Genomic DNA, 17,291 nt, shown 5'->3' with positions numbered 1-17,291 from the left:
CAAGACTTTATGTCTTGCGTATTTTTGTGTAAAGGAGTAAATAATGATGAAGCATCAATTTTCAAGAAATGAATTAGCGATTGGTAAAGAAGGCTTAGATTTATTAAAAAGTAAAACTGTAGTTGTCCTTGGCGTAGGCGGTGTAGGTTCATTTGCTGCTGAAGCACTCGCGAGAACTAATATTGGTCATATCATATTAATAGATAAAGATGATGTAGATATCACAAATGTAAATAGACAATTACATGCATTAACAACAACAATTGGTCAATCTAAAGTAGATTTAATGGAAGAGCGTATTAAATTAATTAATCCAGATTGTAAAGTCACTTCATTGCATATGTTCTATACTGAAGAAACTTACGAAGCTTTATTTAATGAATACGACATTGATTACTTTGTAGATGCTAGTGATACAATTATGTATAAAGTTCACCTTATGAAAGAGTGTTTGGAAAGAGGTATTAACGTTATTTCAAGTATGGGTGCTGCAAACAAAACAGACCCTACTAAATTTGAAATAGCTGATATTTCTAAAACACATACAGATCCTATGGCGAAAATTATACGTCTAAAATTAAGAAAAATGGGCATTCATAAAGGTATTAATGTTGTATTTAGTGATGAAAGTCCTATTATGATAAGAGAAGATGTAAAAGAAGTTGTAGGCGATAAAAACGCGAAAGTTAGAAAGGCGCAAATGCCACCATCATCAAATGCTTTTGTACCAAGTGTTGTTGGTTTAATTTGTGCGAGCTATGTTGTGAATGATATTTTGAAAGATATCCCAGTAAAAAGAATCAAAGATAAATAAAAAGCAGCTTTGATAATAAAAATGAGACTGGATACGTCCAGCCTCATTTTTTTAAGTTGCGATATATTTCTGCTAATTTTTGTTCAGATTTAGATGTGAGTTTAGGTTGATAATATTGTTTGCCTTTTAAAGTATCAGGTAAATATTGTTGTTGTACATATCCATTTTCATAGTTATGAGGGTATTTATAACCAATTGCATTGCCTAATTCTTTTGCACCTTGATAGTGTCCATCTTTCAAATGTTTCGGAACTAACCCAGCTTTACCTTTTCTGATGTCTGATAGAGCTTCATCAATAGATACAATAGCTGAATTAGATTTAGGTGATAAGCATAGCTCGATGACCGCTTGACTTAATGGTATACGTGCTTCTGGAAAGCCGAGGCGTTCACTCGCTTCAATAGCTGATAATGTTCTAGCTGCAGCACCCGGAGAAGCTAAACCGATATCTTCATAGCTAATCACAAGAAGGCGTCTAGCAATAGTTGGTAAATCTCCCGCTTCAATTAATCTAGCTAAATAATGAAGCGCTGCGTCGACATCACTACCTCTAATGGATTTTTGGAATGCACTCATAACATCATAATGTTGATCGCCATCTTTATCGTGTTGGAAAGCATTCTTTTGAATACAAACTTTCGCATCTTCAATAGTGACATGACGTTTATCATCTTGAACATCAGCACTGAGTACAGCGAGTTCTAGCCCATTTAATGCACTTCTCACATCACCGTAACTTGCTTTTGCGAAATATTCTAAAGCGCCTTTGTCTACAATAGGAGTGTATGATGCTAAGCCATTTTCTTCATCTTCAATCGCTCTTTTTAAAGCAATTATGATATCATCTTCATTAAGAGGGTAAAGTTCAAAGATTTGCGTTCTACTTCGTATAGCTGGATTGATAGCATGGTATGGGTTTGACGTCGTTGCACCAATAAGTACAATTTTGCCTGATTCTAAATGAGGTAATAAGAAATCTTGTTTTGCTTTATCTAAGCGATGAATTTCGTCTAGTAAAAGTATAACTTGTCCAGACATTTTAGCTTCTTCAACGACAAGTTGCATATCTTTTTTAGTGTTAGTGACGGCATTAAGTTGTCTAAATTTATATTGAGTACTTCCGGCAATAGCTTGGGCGATACTCGTTTTTCCAATTCCCGGAGGTCCATAAAAAATCATAGAAGTTAACTTTTTAGTGTTAACCATTCTTCTAATAATGGCTTTTGGACCTACTAAATGTTCTTGGCTTATCACATCGTCGATTGTTTGAGGACGCATTCTATAAGCTAATGGTTCGTTTTTCATTTGGAATCAACCTTTCTAATTACTCAAAGTGTACAAAAAATGATAAAATGAATTAATAATATTTTTTTAGAAAATAAGAGGTGTAGTACATGAAAATTTCTACTAAAGGACGATATGGCTTAACACTTATGATATCGTTGACTAAGCGTTATGGTCAAGGATGTACATCTTTAAAGTCAATCGCTGAAGAAAACAATTTAAGTGATTTATATTTAGAACAATTAGTCGGACCGCTACGTAATGCTGGTCTTATTAAAAGTGTAAGAGGTGCCAAAGGGGGCTATCAATTACAAAAAGCACCATCAGAAATTACAGCTGGTGATGTGATTAGATTGTTAGAAGGGCCAATTACACCTGTTGAAGGTATAGAAGACGAGCCACCTGCACAACAACAATTGTGGATTCGTATTAGAGACGCTGTAAAAGAAGTTCTAGATAATACAACACTAGAATACTTAGCAAATTATACAAATGAAGATGAACTAGAAGGCTATATGTTCTATATCTAGTTTACAAATTAAATAGGATAGCAATCTTCAAGACGAATATTGAAGATTGCTATCTTATTTTTTATTTCTTAACTGTATGGATTTTATGCCTAACTGCAAAAAATATTTCGTTATTTTAACAGTTAAGCATGAATATGTGTTAAGTAGTGTAATATTCTCCTTTAAGATTACTTTCATATTAAGATAGTTGTACACTACAACAAAGGGGAGAGTATATGAAAAATTTAAAACGATACATATTAAGTGTAGTAGCAGTTTTATTATTAAGTTTCATTACATTACCGTTTGAAGTTAACGCAAAGACAGATGGTCCATCATCTAGAGTTATATTACCGAAAAATGATCGTACACAAATTACGAATACAACGTCTGCACATTATCAATCGATTGCATTCGCTGATATCGGAGGTACATCAATTGCATCAGGTGTAGTTGTCGGTAAAAATACCGTTCTTACAAATAAACACGTTGTAGATGCAACTAATGGTGATGCTTCTGTACTAAAATTCTCACCAGCAGCAAATGGCGATGGAAATTTCCCAGCAGGAACATTTACAGCAACTGATTATAAAGTAGCGCCAGGCGGTGAAGATTTGGCAGTTGTTACAGTCGGTAAAAATAGTGAAGGTCAATCTATTGGTGACGCTGTTCAAGCAGCGACAATCGCAGATACATCTTCAGTTAAAAAAGGTGATAACATCACAGTAACAGGTTATCCAGGAGATAAACCTATCGCGACATTATGGGAAAGTAAAGGTAATGTGTTATCTGCTTCAGGTAGTGATGTATCTTACGACTTAAGTACTTATGGTGGTAATTCAGGTTCACCAATCTTTAATGCAAATAACCAAGTTATTGGTTTACATTATGGTGGCGTACCAGATAGCCATAATAGTGGCGTGCTCTTTAACAGCAACGTTCAACAATTTATACAAAGTAATTTAAAATAAAAAAATGATCATAAAGTGATGAATCATCACTTTATGATCGTTTTTTTATGCTTCACCGTAAACATCATCTACAATTTTCTTGAATGATTCATAAGATTGGTATTGTTTATCTAAATCATAAATATAGCTAACTGCCATAATTTCATCTACATTGTATTTGTTTTGGAAATCTATCAATTGTTGTTTTACAGTTTCTTCACTACCAATGAAAGATGTGTTTGTTTTAGATTGTGCCATATATTTTTCTTGTGGTGACCAAATGTTTTCAAGTTGATCAGTAGGTGGTTGTAATGGCATGCGCGCATTTCTTACTATGCTTAAGAACATTAAGTGCATAGTTGAAGATAAATAAGTCGCTTCTTCATCTGTTTCACCGACAATGACATTTAAACAAACGGTCATGTATGGTTCATCCAAATATTCAGATGGCTCAAATAAGTCTCTATATATTTCGATTGCTTGAGCCATTTGATCTGGTGCAAAGTGTGCTGCAAAGACGTAAGGTAAACCTAATCGAGCAGCTAAATGTGCAGAGTCCGTTGAAGATCCTAACACATAAATCGGAATGTTTGTATCTACACCTGGATATGGTCTTACATATGATTGTTGTTCTTCAGGACCAAAATATTGTAGTAATTGTTTAATATCGTCACCAAATGTATACACACCTTTATGTGAATCTCTTCTTAGTGCAGAAGCGGTCATCATATCTGTACCTGGTGCTCGTCCTAAGCCAAGATTCAATCTATTAGGAAACATTGTAGCCATTGTTCCAAATTGTTCAGCAACAATAAGTGGCGCATGATTAGGTAACATGATACCGCCAGAACCTACTTGAATAGACTCTGTATGTTCAAGTGTATGTTGAATGAGTAAAGCAGTTGCAGAACTTACTAAATTTGGTGCATTATGATGTTCTGCAATCCAGTAACGTTCATAGCCTAATTTTTCTACATTTTGTGCAAGTGATACCATATTCTTAATGGCATCTTGTTCCGTTTCACCTTTTCTAAGTGGAACTAGATTTAATGCAGAAACTGGGAATTTTGATTTCATTTTGTGACGCTCCTTACATAATTATATATTGGAAGTATATCAACTGTATTTATGTTGTACTATTTAATTGCTCAACAACATTTGACTAATATGTAACTAAAAGTTATAATTAATGCAAATTTACAGAGAGGTGGCATCAACAATAGGCATGGATATCCAATAATTTTTTGCGCTAATAGTAAATAACGTAAAAAACCATTGTGTTACGCAATGATGATTGGATAAGTATGTCTATAATATGATGTTGCCGTTACAAACTGAGAATAGTGTAATGGTGCGTCTTCATGTGTAATACATGGGTAGAGGAGGCTACATTATGCTATTTTTATTTGAAGAAAAGGCATTAGAAGTTGAACATAAAGTATTAATACCCAAGTTGACTTTTTCAATAGAGGACCATGAACATCTAGCAATCGTTGGTGTTAATGGTGTTGGAAAATCAACATTATTAAAAGTGATTCACCAAGATCAAACGGTTGATTCAGCGATGATGGAACAAGATTTAACACCTTATTATGATTGGACTGTTATGGATTATATAATTGAATCTTATCCTGAAATCGCAAAGGTTAGGTTGCAACTTAATCATACAGATATGATTAATAAATATATTGAATTAGATGGATACCTTATTGAAGGTGAAATCGTAACAGAAGCAAAAAAGCTCGGAATAAAAGAGGAACAACTAGAACAGAAAATTGCTACTTTAAGTGGTGGAGAACAGACAAAAGTATCATTTTTAAAAGTGAAAATGTCTAAGGCATCATTATTATTAATAGATGAACCAACAAATCATATGGATTTAGAAATGAAGGAATGGTTGACGAAGGCTTTTAAACAAGAACAACGAGCTATATTATTTGTCTCTCATGACCGAACATTCTTAAATGAAACGCCAGATGCTATTTTAGAATTGAGTCGTGATGGTGTTAAGAAATATATCGGTAAATACGACAAATACAAACAACAAAAAGATATTGAGCATGAAAGTTTAAAGCAACAGTATGAAAAGCAACAAAAAGAACAAGCAGCTATTGAAGAAACAATCAAAAAATATAAAGCATGGTATCAAAAAGCAGAACAAAGTGCTTCTGTGAGAAGTCCATATCAACAAAAACAATTAAGTAAGTTAGCGAAACGGTTTAAATCAAAAGAACAACAATTAAATCGTAAACTTGATCAAGAGCATATCGCTAATCCAAATAAAAAAGAGAAAGCTTTCTCAATACAACATCATGATTTTAAATCAAATTATTTAGTTCAATTTAATCATGTTTCGTTTGCTTATGAGAATAGAAAGATATTTGATGATGTTTCATTCTATATTAAGCGAAATCAAAATGTGATTATAGAAGGCAGAAATGGTACAGGTAAATCAACTTTAATCAAATTGATACTCGGCGAACTCGAGCCGACTAAAGGTGATATAACTGTTCATCCAGAATTAGAAATTGGATATTTCTCTCAAGATTTTGAGAACTTAAATATGCACCATACTGTTTTAGATGAAATATTAGAAATCCCTGAAATGAAAGAAGCTGATGCAAGAACCATACTAGCAAGCTTTTATTTTGATAAAGATAGAATAAATGATGTCGTTGAAACACTGTCGATGGGTGAAAAATGTAGGTTACAATTTGTGAAATTATATTTTTCAAATCCTCATATTATGATTTTAGATGAGCCGACAAATTATTTTGATATTGGCATGCAAGAAAAAATCATTCAATTAATACAATCATTTCAAGGTTCGGTCCTTATTGTATCTCATGATGATTATTTTAAATCACAAATTAAAGATCAAATATGGACGATAAAAAATTATCAAATGACGCATGAAAATGTTCAAGTTAAAGATCCAATTAATACAGAATCTATGAAACATCAATTAAAAGAATTAGAACAATACACAGATGAAAGAAATCGTGAAACAGAGTTCTAGTCTTTTCATAAAAATGGTGCTAGAATAGGTACATTGAAAACTAAGAAAGGACGTTCAACATGAAAGTATATGCAGATTATGCAGCAACTACTCCAGTTAAGCCCGTTGTAACTGAAAAAATAACAGAAATATTATCTGAACACTTTGGAAACCCGTCATCTATTCATTCAATAGGGAGAGACGGCAGAAAGTATTTAGATCAATCAAGACGAGAGATTGCTACATTATTAGGTGCAAAGCCTCAAGAAGTTATTTTTACAAGTGGGGCAACGGAGTCTAATAATACAGCAATAAAAGGTATAGCACGAAAACGAAAACATATAGGTCAACATATTATAACGAGTAGATTAGAGCATCATTCTGTACTGCATGTCTTTGAAGAACTTGAACGTGAAGGTTTCGATGTTTCGTATATAGATGTAAATTCAGAAGGTATTGTCGATATAGATGCTTTGAGACAAGCAATCCGACCTGATACAACATTAGTGTCAATTATGTTAGTGAATAATGAAGTCGGCACAGTTCAACCTATGTATGATATTGCAGAAGTCATAGAGAATACGGATATCGTATTTCATGTTGATGCTGTTCAAGCTATCGGTCATATGCCAATTGAATTTGATGAAATGCCAGTTGATATGTTAAGCATAACTGCGCATAAATTTGGCGGACCAAAAGGAATAGGTGCATTGTTGGTAAAACAGGGTGTTCAGTTCGAAACGTTTATACAAGGTGGCGAACAAGAAGTAAAGCGAAGAGCAGGTACAGAGAATGTTCCATATATATGTGGTATGGCAACAGCGCTGAAAGACGCTTATGAACATATGGATGAAAGTAATATCCATTTAATGAACTTAAAAGAAAAGCTCATTGTAGGTTTACAACAACGTGCAATTCCGTTTGAATTGAATGGTAGTATGACAGATACAACTGGTCATATCACAAATTTATATTTCCCATTTATTGAAGTTGAAACGATGTTAACGTTACTAGATATGGCAAATATATATGTTTCGAGTGGATCTGCATGCACAGCCGGTTCAACATTACCATCTCACGTTCTAGAAGCGATGTTCGGTGAAGATAATAGAGTGAAACAATCAGTAAGATTTAGTTTCAGTTCATTAACAACTGAAGAAGAAATTAATTATATCGTAAGTACGATAATGAAAATATATCAACAATTTAAGGAGGAAGAAAATGAATAATCAATCTACCCGCGTTGTCGTTGGGATGAGCGGGGGCGTAGATAGCTCGGTAACTGCACATATACTAAAAGAACAAGGTTATGATGTAGTTGGTATTTTTATGAAAAATTGGGATGACACAGACGAAAATGGTGTATGTACAGCTACTGAAGACTATAATGATGTCATTGAAGTATGTAACCAATTAGATATACCTTATTATGCAGTTAACTTTGAACAAGAATATTGGGACAAAGTATTTACGTATTTCTTAGACGAATATAAAAAAGGTAGAACGCCTAACCCAGATGTAATGTGTAATAAAGAAATTAAATTTAAAGCATTTTTAAATCATGCGCTTAAACTTGGTGCGGACTATGTTGCTACAGGTCATTACGCACGTGTTAATCGTGATGGTGATAAAGTAGAAATGCTACGTGGTGTAGATAACAACAAAGATCAAACTTATTTCTTAAATCAACTTACAAAAGATCAATTATCTAAAGTGATGTTCCCAATTGGTGAATTAGAAAAAAGTGAAGTAAGAAAAATTGCTGAAGAACAAAACTTAGCAACTGCTAAAAAGAAAGACTCTACTGGTATCTGTTTTATTGGTGAGAAAAACTTTAAAACATTCTTATCTCAATATTTACCTGCACAAAACGGTAAAATGCAAACATTAGACGGTGTTGACATGGGTGAACATAGTGGCTTAATGTATTACACTATTGGCCAAAGACACGGTCTTGGTATAGGTGGAGACGGAGATCCTTGGTTTGTAGTCGGTAAAAATTTAAAAGAAAACATTCTATATGTTGAACAAGGTTTCCATCATGAAGCATTATATAGTGACTATTTAATCGCTTCTGATATTTCATTTGTGAATGATCTTGATTTTTCACAACCGGTTAAATGTTCAGCAAAATTCAGATATAGACAAAAAGATACACAAGTAACTGTAGAAAAAATTTCTGACAATCAAATTAAAGTGATATTTGACGAACCAGTGCGTGCAATTACACCTGGTCAAGCTGTCGTATTATATGACGGTGATGTTTGTTTAGGTGGCGCAACAATCGATGAAGTTTATAAAACAGAAAAGCAATTAGATTATATGGTATAAAATATATAGACTGAGATAAATTTATGTCTCAGTCTATTTTTATTTTTGTTATAATAGCAAGTAATGATATTTAAAGGAGTCACAACATGCATAGTGAAGAACAAATTGTTAAATTAATTCAAAATAAAAAATTCGACGAAGCATTGTCGCATTTATTTGAAAATATAGAAGAAGATCCAAAAGAAGTAACCAATTATATCAATGCAGGGACAATATTAGCAGAAGCAAATGATATTGAAAGAGCTGAAAAATTCTTTCAAAAAGCTATCACTGTAAACGAAAGTCACGGTGGTGCTTATTATAGTCTTGCAAATTTATACTACAACCAGCAGCGATTTGAAGAAGCGATTAAGTTATATCAACATGCGATTAAAAGAGGGCTTAATGATGCAGATACTAACTTTATGTTAGGAATGAGTTTCAACGAATTAGGTGCACATACTGAAGCTATGCCGTATGTAATGAGAGCTCACGAGCTAAATGAAGATGATGTAGAAATTGGTTTCCAATACGGATTAACTTTATGCCAATTAGAAATGTTCGATGAGGCCATAGTGCAACTAGAAAAAGTATTAGAAAAAGATTCTGAACATGTAGATGCATTATACAATTTAGGTTTGGCTAAATATATGAAAAACGAAAACGCTGAAGAAGCACTTGTTTATTTTAGAAAAGCAGTCGACATCCAACCAGATCATTTATTAAGTGGTCATGCTATTAACATGTTTGAACAATTATTAGAAGAGGAGGACTAACATTGGAAAACTTATCTTTATTTGATCTTTCACATGTAAAAGGTGAAGTTATTAGAATTCTTTTTCAAAACAGTGATAACTATTATACCGTTATTAAAGTCGATGTGATGGATTCAAATGAAGATTTTGATCAAGAAGTCACAATTGTTGGTTACTTACCTCAAATAGTTGAAGGAGAAACGTACCTTTTCAAAGGTAAAGTAACAAACCATCCGAAATACGGTAAACAACTACAAGCTGAAACATTTGAAAAAGAATTACCACAAACAAAACAAGGTGTTATTCATTACTTATCAAGTGATTTATTTAAAGGTATTGGTAAGAAAACAGCAGAAACTATTGTGGACAAACTAGGTGAAGATGCACTTCAGAAAATAATAGATGACCCCGATGTTCTTAAAGAAATACCTAAACTCAACAAACAAAAAAGAGATACGATTGCAGAATCCATACGTGAGAATCAAGCCATTGAACGCATTATGATTAAACTTAATGAACTTGGGTTCGGACCTAAACTCGCGATGGCTATTTATCAATTTTATAAAGAAGAAACACTTAATATTATTAAACAATCTCCTTATCGTTTAGTGATGGATATAAATGGTATCGGGTTTCAAAGAGCTGATCAAATAGCTGAACAAGTTGGGATTTCTAAAGATCATCATGATCGACTTGTAGCGGGTGTAAGTTACTTTTTAGACCAGCAATCATTACAGAATGGTCACACATTTTTACCTGTTGATATTTTGGTTAACGGGGCGTATGAATTGTTAAATCATAATCAACCTGAAGTTGTAACTAAAGATCAAATAAATGGTGTCATTATCGAAATGAGTGAAGAAAATAAACTTATTATCGAAAATGATAATTGTTTTTTACCTTCACTTTATTATTCAGAAGCAAAAAGTGTGCAAATTATTCATAGACTTTATCAACATCAAGATGAACTTAAAGAAATTGAGAAAAGTGATCTTCAATTACACATTGGTCAAATTGAAGATATGAATGATGTTTCATATGCAGATGGTCAAAAATTAGCGTTAGAAACAGCCATTAATCATAAAATGATGCTTTTAACAGGTGGACCCGGAACAGGTAAGACAACAGTTATTCGAGGCATTTGTGAGTTGTATTCTGAAATACATGGTGTAAGTTTGAATTATGATGATTATCAAGAGGGAACAGACTTTCCAATTGTGTTAGCAGCACCGACTGGCCGTGCCGCTAAACGATTAAGTGAATCAACTGGACTAGAAGCGATGACAATTCATAGATTAATTGGATGGAGTAAAGATACGCAACCAGATGATGTGTTAGATAATGATATTCACGCCCATTTAATTATTCTAGATGAAATGTCTATGGTAGATACATGGTTAATGTACCAATTTTTAAGAGCAGTCCCTGATTATGCCCAAATCATATTTGTAGGTGATGAAGATCAATTACCATCAGTTGGTCCGGGTCAGATTTTTAAAGATTTAATTGATTCTAAAGTCATACCGAGAGTGAACTTAACAGAAGTTTATAGACAACAAGAAGGATCATCCATCATAGACTTGGCGCATAAAATAAAAAATGGATTGCCTGTTTCAATTAATGAAAAACATCACGACCGTTCATTTATTCCGTGCAGTAGTAATCAAATTGCGACAGTTGTAGAAAAGGTCGTTCAAGGTGCTGTTAATAAAGGATATAATATGCAAGATATTCAAGTGCTAGCCCCAATATACCGTGGACCAGCTGGTATTAATAAATTAAATGAATTATTGCAAGATATATTAAATCCGAAAGATGAAGATACAAGATTCCTTCAATATGGTGATATTGAATATCGTGAAAATGATAAAGTACTACAACTTATTAATCGACCAGATGATAATGTATTTAATGGTGATATTGGTGTAGTGACGGGTGTTTATAAAGCAGAAGAAAATGCACTCGGTAAAGATGTCGTCATTGTGGATTATGAAGGGAATGACATAACATACACTAAACAAGATTTATCAGAAATTACACATGCTTATTGTTGTTCAATTCATAAATCCCAAGGGTCGGAATTCCCTATAGTCATTATGCCTATCGTCAGACAATACTTTAGAATGTTACAAAAAAACATTCTATATACTGGACTTACACGTGCGAAACAGTCGCTTGTTGTGTGTGGTGAAGAGCAAGCCTTTAATCAAGGTATTCAAACGCTAGGTCATGAGAGAATGACTTCGTTTGATACGAAATTAAAAATGTATTTCGATACTGATGTTGAAGAAGATACGGAGTCTGAAACAGAATCTATTCAAACGAAACATATTATTTTAACTGAAGATAATATGTTTGAAATAGATCCGATGATTAATATGAATGATAAAACACCATATGATTTTATGAAATAATTGACATCTAAAAATCGAGTGATTATAATCAAATAGAATACAAAAAAGAAATCGAGTAAATAATTGATTGTTTAAGAGACATGTTGGTTGGTGAGAAACATGACAATGATTATTGAACGCTACTTCTTTTATAAAAGTTTAATAAACTTAAAGTGATGACTTATAGTCATAACTAGGGTGGTACCGCGATACGTTCGTCCCTTTTTTAGGGGATGGACGTTTTTTTTTATTTTAATTGAGGAGTGAAGACAATGAAAAAATTAAAAGCTAGTGAAATCAGACAAATGTATATTGACTTTTTTGTTGAAAAAGGACATATGGTAGAACCATCTGCACCTTTAGTGCCTATTGATGACGATACTTTATTATGGATAAACTCAGGTGTTGCGACATTAAAAAAATATTTTGATGGTCGAGAAATCCCTAAAAATCCTAAAATTGTAAATGCTCAAAAAGCAATTAGAACAAATGATATTGAAAATGTTGGTTTTACTGCAAGACACCATACATTCTTTGAAATGTTAGGAAACTTTTCAATTGGTGATTACTTTAAACGTGAAGCAATTGAATATGCTTGGGAATTTTTAACGAGTGATAAATGGATGGCAATGGATCCAGAAAAATTATATGTAACGATTCATCCGGAAGATACAGAAGCATATGATTTATGGCATGATTTAATTGGACTTGAAGAAAGTAGAATTATTAGAATTGAAGGTAACTTCTGGGACATCGGTGAAGGACCATCTGGACCTAACACTGAAATATTCTATGACAGAGGCGACACATACGGGAAAGAAGATCCAGCTGAAGAAATGTATCCAGGTGGAGAAAATGAACGTTATTTAGAAGTTTGGAATTTAGTGTTTAGTGAATTTAATCATAATGCTGACCATACTTATACGCCACTTCCAAATCAAAATATTGATACAGGTATGGGTCTTGAGCGTATGACATCTATTTCTCAAGATGTACCAACGAACTATGATACAGACTTATTTATTCCAATTATTGAACAAGTCGAAGCGGTTAGTGGATTAAAATACTTAGAGAATAAAGAACAAGATATCGCATTTAAAGTTATTTCAGACCATATTAGAACGATCAGTTTTGCGATTGGTGACGGTGCGTTACCTGCAAATGAAGGTAGAGGATACGTATTAAGAAGATTACTAAGAAGAGCTGTTCGTTTCAGTCAATCACTTAATATTAACGAGCCATTCTTATATAAATTAGTTGATATCGTAGCAGATATTATGGAACCGTATTATCCAAATGTTAAAGCGCAAAGTGACTTCATTAAAAAAGTTGTGAAATCTGAAGAAGAACGTTTCCATGAAACACTTGAAGAAGGTTTAGCAATTTTAAACACAATGATGGCATCAGCTAAGCAACAAGGTAATGTATTATCAGGATCAGATGCATTTAAATTATATGATACGTATGGTTTCCCAATCGAGTTAACTGAAGAAATCACTGCACAAGAAGGCATTTCAATAGACAATGAAGGTTTTGAAAATGAGATGCATCAACAACGTGAAAGAGCGAGAGCTGCACGTCAAAAGACTCAATCAATGCAAGTTCAAAATGAAGTACTTGGTAGCATCAACACGCCAAGTAAATTCGTTGGATATGACGTAACAGAAACACAAACAGAAATTACAGATATTATATTTAATGGGGAATTAGTTGATGAAGTAGAAAGTGGAGAAAACATCCAATTTATTTTAAGAGAAACACCATTTTATGCAGTATCAGGTGGTCAAGTAGCGGATAAAGGTATTATTCGTCATAATCAATTTGAAATTGAAGTGACAGAAGTTATAAAAGCACCTAATGGTCAAAATTTACATGCAGGACATGTAACATTTGGACAAGTTCATGTTGGTGAAACTGTAGAAGCTATTGTTAATAAAGATGATCGTAAATCAATTATCAAAAACCACTCAGCAACTCACTTATTACATGCAGCTTTAAAAGAAGTTTTAGGTACGCATGTTAATCAAGCGGGTTCATTAGTTGAAAGTGATAGATTACGATTTGACTTCTCACACTTTGGCCAAGTTACACAAGAAGAATTAGAAACTATCGAAAAAATTGTTAACGAAAAAATTTGGCAAAATATTCCTGTAGTTATTGAAGAAATGCCAATAGAACAAGCTAAAGAAAAAGGCGCTATGGCACTATTCGGAGAAAAATATGGTGATGTTGTAAGAGTTGTTGAAATGTCATCATACTCAATTGAGTTATGTGGTGGTATACACGTACGTAACACAAGTGAAATTGGTATCTTCAAAATTGTTTCAGAATCAGGTACAGGTGCAGGTGTTCGAAGAATCGAAGCTGTAACAGGTAGAAAAGCATATGAAACATTAAAAGAAACAGAAACAATCCTTAAAGATGTTATGCAACATGTCAAAATTAAAGACCAAGCAAGAACAATTGAAAAAATCGAACAAATTCAACAACATAATAAAGACTTAGAAAAAGAAGTTCAACAAAAGAACAAAACAATTACAGAATTAAAATCAGGCAATATTGAAGACAGTGTTGAAGAAATTAATGGCATTAAAGTACTTTCACAATTAGTTGAAGCTGAAAATTCAAAAGTATTAAGATCAATCATGGATGATTATAAATCTAAAATGCAAGATACAGTTCTATTATTAGCAAGTGTCAATGGAGATAAAGTTTCACTTGTTTCTTCAGTACCAAAAGATTTAACGGATAAAGTTAAAGCTGGTGACATTATTAGAGAAGCTGCTCAAATTACAAACGGTAAAGGTGGCGGTCGCCCTGATATGGCTCAAGGTGGCGGAACAGATCCTTCTAAAGTAACAGAAGCATTACAGTTTGTTAAAGACTACATTAAAACGCTATAATTTTACGTGTAATTAGAATATGATATAATTAATATTAAGTTAATGGAGTTAGGGAGTGTAAATAAAGATGAATAATTTTGATAAAACTATGAAATTTAACTATGATGATTTTCCAAAAGAAAATGTCAAAACAGTACTACAAAATGTTTATCGAACTTTAGAAGAAAGAGGCTATAATCCAGTAAATCAAATAGTCGGTTATTTACTTTCTGGCGATCCAGCTTATATACCTAGACACAACGAAGCAAGAAATCAAATAAGACGTTTAGATAGAGATGATATTATGGAAGAGCTTGTATCACACTATTTAAAGCAAGAAAATGAATTCAATGCTTAAAAACAGGATAATAGGTTTAGACGTCGGTAGTAAAACAATAGGTGTAGCTGTAAGTGATGCGATGGGTTGGACAGCTCAAGGTATAGATACACTCCGCATTAACGAAGAAAACGAAGATTTTGGAATTGACCAACTTATAAAAATCATTGATGAATATGATGTTGATACTGTCATTATAGGATTGCCAAAAAATATGAACAATTCTATTGGTCCTCGCGGAGAGGCATCCATTCAATTCAAAGATTTACTTCAACAAGAAAGACCAGAATTAAAAATGGTAATGTGGGATGAAAGACTAAGCACAGTTGGTGCTGAACGCACATTATTAGAAGCAGATGTTTCTCGAAAGAAAAGAAAAAAAGTAATAGACAAAATGGCAGCTGTATTTATATTACAAGGTTACCTAGATTCTATTAAATAATTGATGAGGAGAATGAATAATGACTAAACATAATCACGAAGGACATTTAGAAATTAACAATGAGGAAGAATTATTAACATTAATAGACGAAAATAATAACGAAGTCTTATACCGTAAAGTATTAGAATTCTATCACCCAGAATTCAAGAAAGAATACATCATCTTAGCTGAAGAAGGTACAGCGGATGATGAAGAAATTGAATTAATCCCAATGATTAATGAAGCAAATGACGACGGTGAAGGTGGTAAATTATTACCAGTTGAAACTGACGAAGAGTGGGATATGATTGAAGAAATCGTTAATACTGAAATGGACGATGTTTAAAATTTAATATGTAATAGTACACTTTACCCCTAATGTGATATAATCATTAGGGGTATTTATTTTACATAAGGAGTTACATATGGAAAAAAATAGTATATATAAAGATGCGAGATTATTATCTAAGTATATTAGTTTAACAATCATAAGCATCCTCTTTTTATTACTTATATTAATTACTATAATAGGCTTAATTGTAGTAGGTATTAATGTTAAACCTGTTAACGCCGACAGCAATGAGCAAGTTATTGTAAATGTTAATCCAAACACAAATACTGAAATGTTAAGCCAAGAGTTATCCGATAAAAAAATAATTAGAAATGCTACTATTTTCAAATATTATTTGAAACTCAATAATATTTCTAGCTTTCAAGCAGGGGAATATAAGTTTTCTCCTTCAATGTCACCTAGAGATATTGCGAAAAGTTTAGAAACTGGAAAAGTGTATTTAAAAACAGCGATCCAATATGATGTAAAAGAAGGTTCGAATATAGAATTAATTGCAGGCATTTTAGAAGAAAATACTTCTATTAGTCGCGAAAGCTTTTTGAAGAAAATGAGAGATCAAGATTTTGTGAAAAAATATCAAAAAAAATATACCGATATGTTAACGGACGAAGTATTAAATAAAAACTTAAGATACCCATTAGAAGGCTATTTAGCACCAAGTACGTATCAGTTTTCAAAAAAAGATGTAACGATTGATGACGTTACAAATGAAATGTTGAATGAAACATACCGTACAACTTACAAAATATATAATGAAAATGGCGGCTTTAAATACACGAGTAACTATGAAGAAAAGATGATTACTTTCCATGAGTATTTAACGTTATCTTCAATTGTAGAATCGGAAATGAAAAACGTTACAGATAAATCGAGATATATTTCGGTACTGTTAAACAGAATTGAAAACAATCCACAAATTGCTTTGAATTCAGATGCGACAGTAAGATATGCAAATAAAAAAGAAACAACTGAAGCATTATCAGATAAAGATTATAAAAATGATTCAAAATATAACACATATGCACATAAAGGGCTACCAATAGGTCCAATATGTAATATATCTGATGAAACAGCTAGAACAACGGTAAACCCTCCGGAAACAGATTATTTTTACTATACAACAACCAAAAAGGGAAAAGTATTATTTGCAGAGAATTTAAAAGAACAAGAAAAGAATAGAGAAAAATAATATAAACAAGAACGCTTTTAAATTTTAAAAGCGTTCTTGTTTGCATATATACTTACTTTTTATTCGAAAATATGGTAAAATATCTAATGTTTATGA

At 32.7% G+C, this 17,291-nt stretch carries 15 protein-coding genes and 1 other annotated feature; of the genes, 13 read left to right on the top strand and 2 right to left on the bottom strand.

Annotated elements, in window-relative coordinates:
* Window positions 1-46 precede the first annotated feature (46 nt).
* Window positions 47-814, top strand: a complete 768-nt coding sequence (locus tag LQ686_RS01495; protein WP_025904250.1) for a tRNA threonylcarbamoyladenosine dehydratase — start codon at window positions 47-49, stop codon at window positions 812-814.
* 43 nt (window positions 815-857) lie between these two features.
* On the opposite strand, the gene LQ686_RS01490 is transcribed toward LQ686_RS01495, so the two are convergent.
* A complete protein-coding gene (locus tag LQ686_RS01490) occupies window positions 858-2,120 on the bottom strand; it encodes a replication-associated recombination protein A (RefSeq protein ID WP_025904249.1) in 1,263 nt (420 codons plus the stop codon).
* Between the two features lie 89 nt (window positions 2,121-2,209).
* Between LQ686_RS01490 and cymR the strand changes: the two genes are divergently transcribed.
* Window positions 2,210-2,629 carry a cysteine metabolism transcriptional regulator CymR gene (gene cymR, locus LQ686_RS01485; protein ID WP_025904248.1) on the top strand — a complete coding sequence of 140 codons (420 nt, stop codon included), beginning with the start codon at window positions 2,210-2,212 and terminating at the stop codon, window positions 2,627-2,629.
* A gap of 215 nt (window positions 2,630-2,844) precedes the next feature.
* Entirely contained in the window at window positions 2,845-3,579 is a 735-nt protein-coding gene (locus LQ686_RS01480; RefSeq protein WP_107565631.1) for a trypsin-like serine peptidase, read from the top strand.
* 45 nt (window positions 3,580-3,624) lie between these two features.
* On the opposite strand, the gene LQ686_RS01475 is transcribed toward LQ686_RS01480, so the two are convergent.
* Window positions 3,625-4,635 (bottom strand): LLM class flavin-dependent oxidoreductase, encoded by a 1,011-nt coding sequence (locus LQ686_RS01475; RefSeq protein ID WP_025904246.1) that lies wholly within the window; start codon window positions 4,633-4,635, stop codon window positions 3,625-3,627.
* 316 nt (window positions 4,636-4,951) lie between these two features.
* Between LQ686_RS01475 and sal(A) the strand changes: the two genes are divergently transcribed.
* The 10 genes from sal(A) to mltG all read left to right on the top strand — a co-directional run bounded on the left by sal(A) (window position 4,952) and on the right by mltG (window position 17,195).
* Window positions 4,952-6,577 (top strand): ABC-F type ribosomal protection protein Sal(A), encoded by a 1,626-nt coding sequence (sal(A), locus tag LQ686_RS01470; protein ID WP_103360768.1) that lies wholly within the window; start codon window positions 4,952-4,954, stop codon window positions 6,575-6,577.
* Between the two features lie 59 nt (window positions 6,578-6,636).
* The gene (locus LQ686_RS01465; RefSeq protein WP_103360767.1) at window positions 6,637-7,785 is read left to right on the top strand and encodes a cysteine desulfurase family protein; all 1,149 of its coding nucleotides are present in this window, start codon (window positions 6,637-6,639) and stop codon (window positions 7,783-7,785) included.
* Window positions 7,778-8,887 (top strand): tRNA 2-thiouridine(34) synthase MnmA, encoded by a 1,110-nt coding sequence (mnmA, locus tag LQ686_RS01460; protein WP_103360766.1) that lies wholly within the window; start codon window positions 7,778-7,780, stop codon window positions 8,885-8,887. The genes LQ686_RS01465 and mnmA overlap by 8 nt, the downstream gene beginning before the upstream one ends.
* Window positions 8,888-8,973: 86 nt before the next feature.
* Window positions 8,974-9,642 (top strand): tetratricopeptide repeat protein, encoded by a 669-nt coding sequence (locus LQ686_RS01455; RefSeq protein ID WP_103360765.1) that lies wholly within the window; start codon window positions 8,974-8,976, stop codon window positions 9,640-9,642.
* 2 nt (window positions 9,643-9,644) lie between these two features.
* A complete protein-coding gene (recD2, locus tag LQ686_RS01450; protein WP_025904241.1) occupies window positions 9,645-12,035 on the top strand; it encodes an SF1B family DNA helicase RecD2 in 2,391 nt (796 codons plus the stop codon).
* 39 nt (window positions 12,036-12,074) lie between these two features.
* Window positions 12,075-12,240, top strand: a binding site (T-box leader).
* A 46-nt stretch (window positions 12,241-12,286) separates the two neighbouring features.
* The gene (gene alaS / locus LQ686_RS01445; RefSeq protein WP_107565634.1) at window positions 12,287-14,917 is read left to right on the top strand and encodes an alanine--tRNA ligase; all 2,631 of its coding nucleotides are present in this window, start codon (window positions 12,287-12,289) and stop codon (window positions 14,915-14,917) included.
* A 67-nt stretch (window positions 14,918-14,984) separates the two neighbouring features.
* Complete coding sequence (locus LQ686_RS01440; RefSeq protein WP_037588397.1) at window positions 14,985-15,254, top strand: IreB family regulatory phosphoprotein; 270 nt, start codon at window positions 14,985-14,987, stop codon at window positions 15,252-15,254.
* A complete protein-coding gene (gene ruvX, locus LQ686_RS01435; RefSeq protein ID WP_025904238.1) occupies window positions 15,247-15,675 on the top strand; it encodes a Holliday junction resolvase RuvX in 429 nt (142 codons plus the stop codon). Before LQ686_RS01440 ends, ruvX begins: the two co-directional genes overlap by 8 nt.
* Window positions 15,676-15,694: 19 nt before the next feature.
* Window positions 15,695-16,000 (top strand): DUF1292 domain-containing protein, encoded by a 306-nt coding sequence (locus LQ686_RS01430; RefSeq protein WP_119594419.1) that lies wholly within the window; start codon window positions 15,695-15,697, stop codon window positions 15,998-16,000.
* A 79-nt stretch (window positions 16,001-16,079) separates the two neighbouring features.
* The gene (gene mltG / locus LQ686_RS01425) at window positions 16,080-17,195 is read left to right on the top strand and encodes an endolytic transglycosylase MltG (protein ID WP_103360763.1); all 1,116 of its coding nucleotides are present in this window, start codon (window positions 16,080-16,082) and stop codon (window positions 17,193-17,195) included.
* Window positions 17,196-17,291: the final 96 nt, after the last annotated feature.

Origin of the sequence: Mammaliicoccus sp. J-M41 (assembly GCF_022385935.1) — a bacterium.
Lineage (GTDB): Bacteria > Bacillota > Bacilli > Staphylococcales > Staphylococcaceae > Mammaliicoccus > Mammaliicoccus sciuri_A.
The sequence above is the reverse complement of the archived record's forward strand: the minus strand, read 5'-3'. Positions and strand labels throughout refer to the sequence as shown.

Coding starts and splice junctions, on each gene's coding strand:
- LQ686_RS01455 (WP_103360765.1), top strand. CDS start 8,974: ATGCATAGTGAAGAACAAATTGTTAAATTAATTCAAAATAAAAAATTC.
- LQ686_RS01440 (WP_037588397.1), top strand. CDS start 14,985: ATGAATAATTTTGATAAAACTATGAAATTTAACTATGATGATTTTCCA.
- alaS (WP_107565634.1), top strand. CDS start 12,287: ATGAAAAAATTAAAAGCTAGTGAAATCAGACAAATGTATATTGACTTT.
- LQ686_RS01430 (WP_119594419.1), top strand. CDS start 15,695: ATGACTAAACATAATCACGAAGGACATTTAGAAATTAACAATGAGGAA.
- ruvX (WP_025904238.1), top strand. CDS start 15,247: ATGCTTAAAAACAGGATAATAGGTTTAGACGTCGGTAGTAAAACAATA.
- LQ686_RS01475 (WP_025904246.1), bottom strand. CDS start 4,635: ATGAAATCAAAATTCCCAGTTTCTGCATTAAATCTAGTTCCACTTAGA.
- mnmA (WP_103360766.1), top strand. CDS start 7,778: ATGAATAATCAATCTACCCGCGTTGTCGTTGGGATGAGCGGGGGCGTA.
- cymR (WP_025904248.1), top strand. CDS start 2,210: ATGAAAATTTCTACTAAAGGACGATATGGCTTAACACTTATGATATCG.
- LQ686_RS01465 (WP_103360767.1), top strand. CDS start 6,637: ATGAAAGTATATGCAGATTATGCAGCAACTACTCCAGTTAAGCCCGTT.
- LQ686_RS01480 (WP_107565631.1), top strand. CDS start 2,845: ATGAAAAATTTAAAACGATACATATTAAGTGTAGTAGCAGTTTTATTA.
- LQ686_RS01490 (WP_025904249.1), bottom strand. CDS start 2,120: ATGAAAAACGAACCATTAGCTTATAGAATGCGTCCTCAAACAATCGAC.
- LQ686_RS01495 (WP_025904250.1), top strand. CDS start 47: ATGAAGCATCAATTTTCAAGAAATGAATTAGCGATTGGTAAAGAAGGC.
- mltG (WP_103360763.1), top strand. CDS start 16,080: ATGGAAAAAAATAGTATATATAAAGATGCGAGATTATTATCTAAGTAT.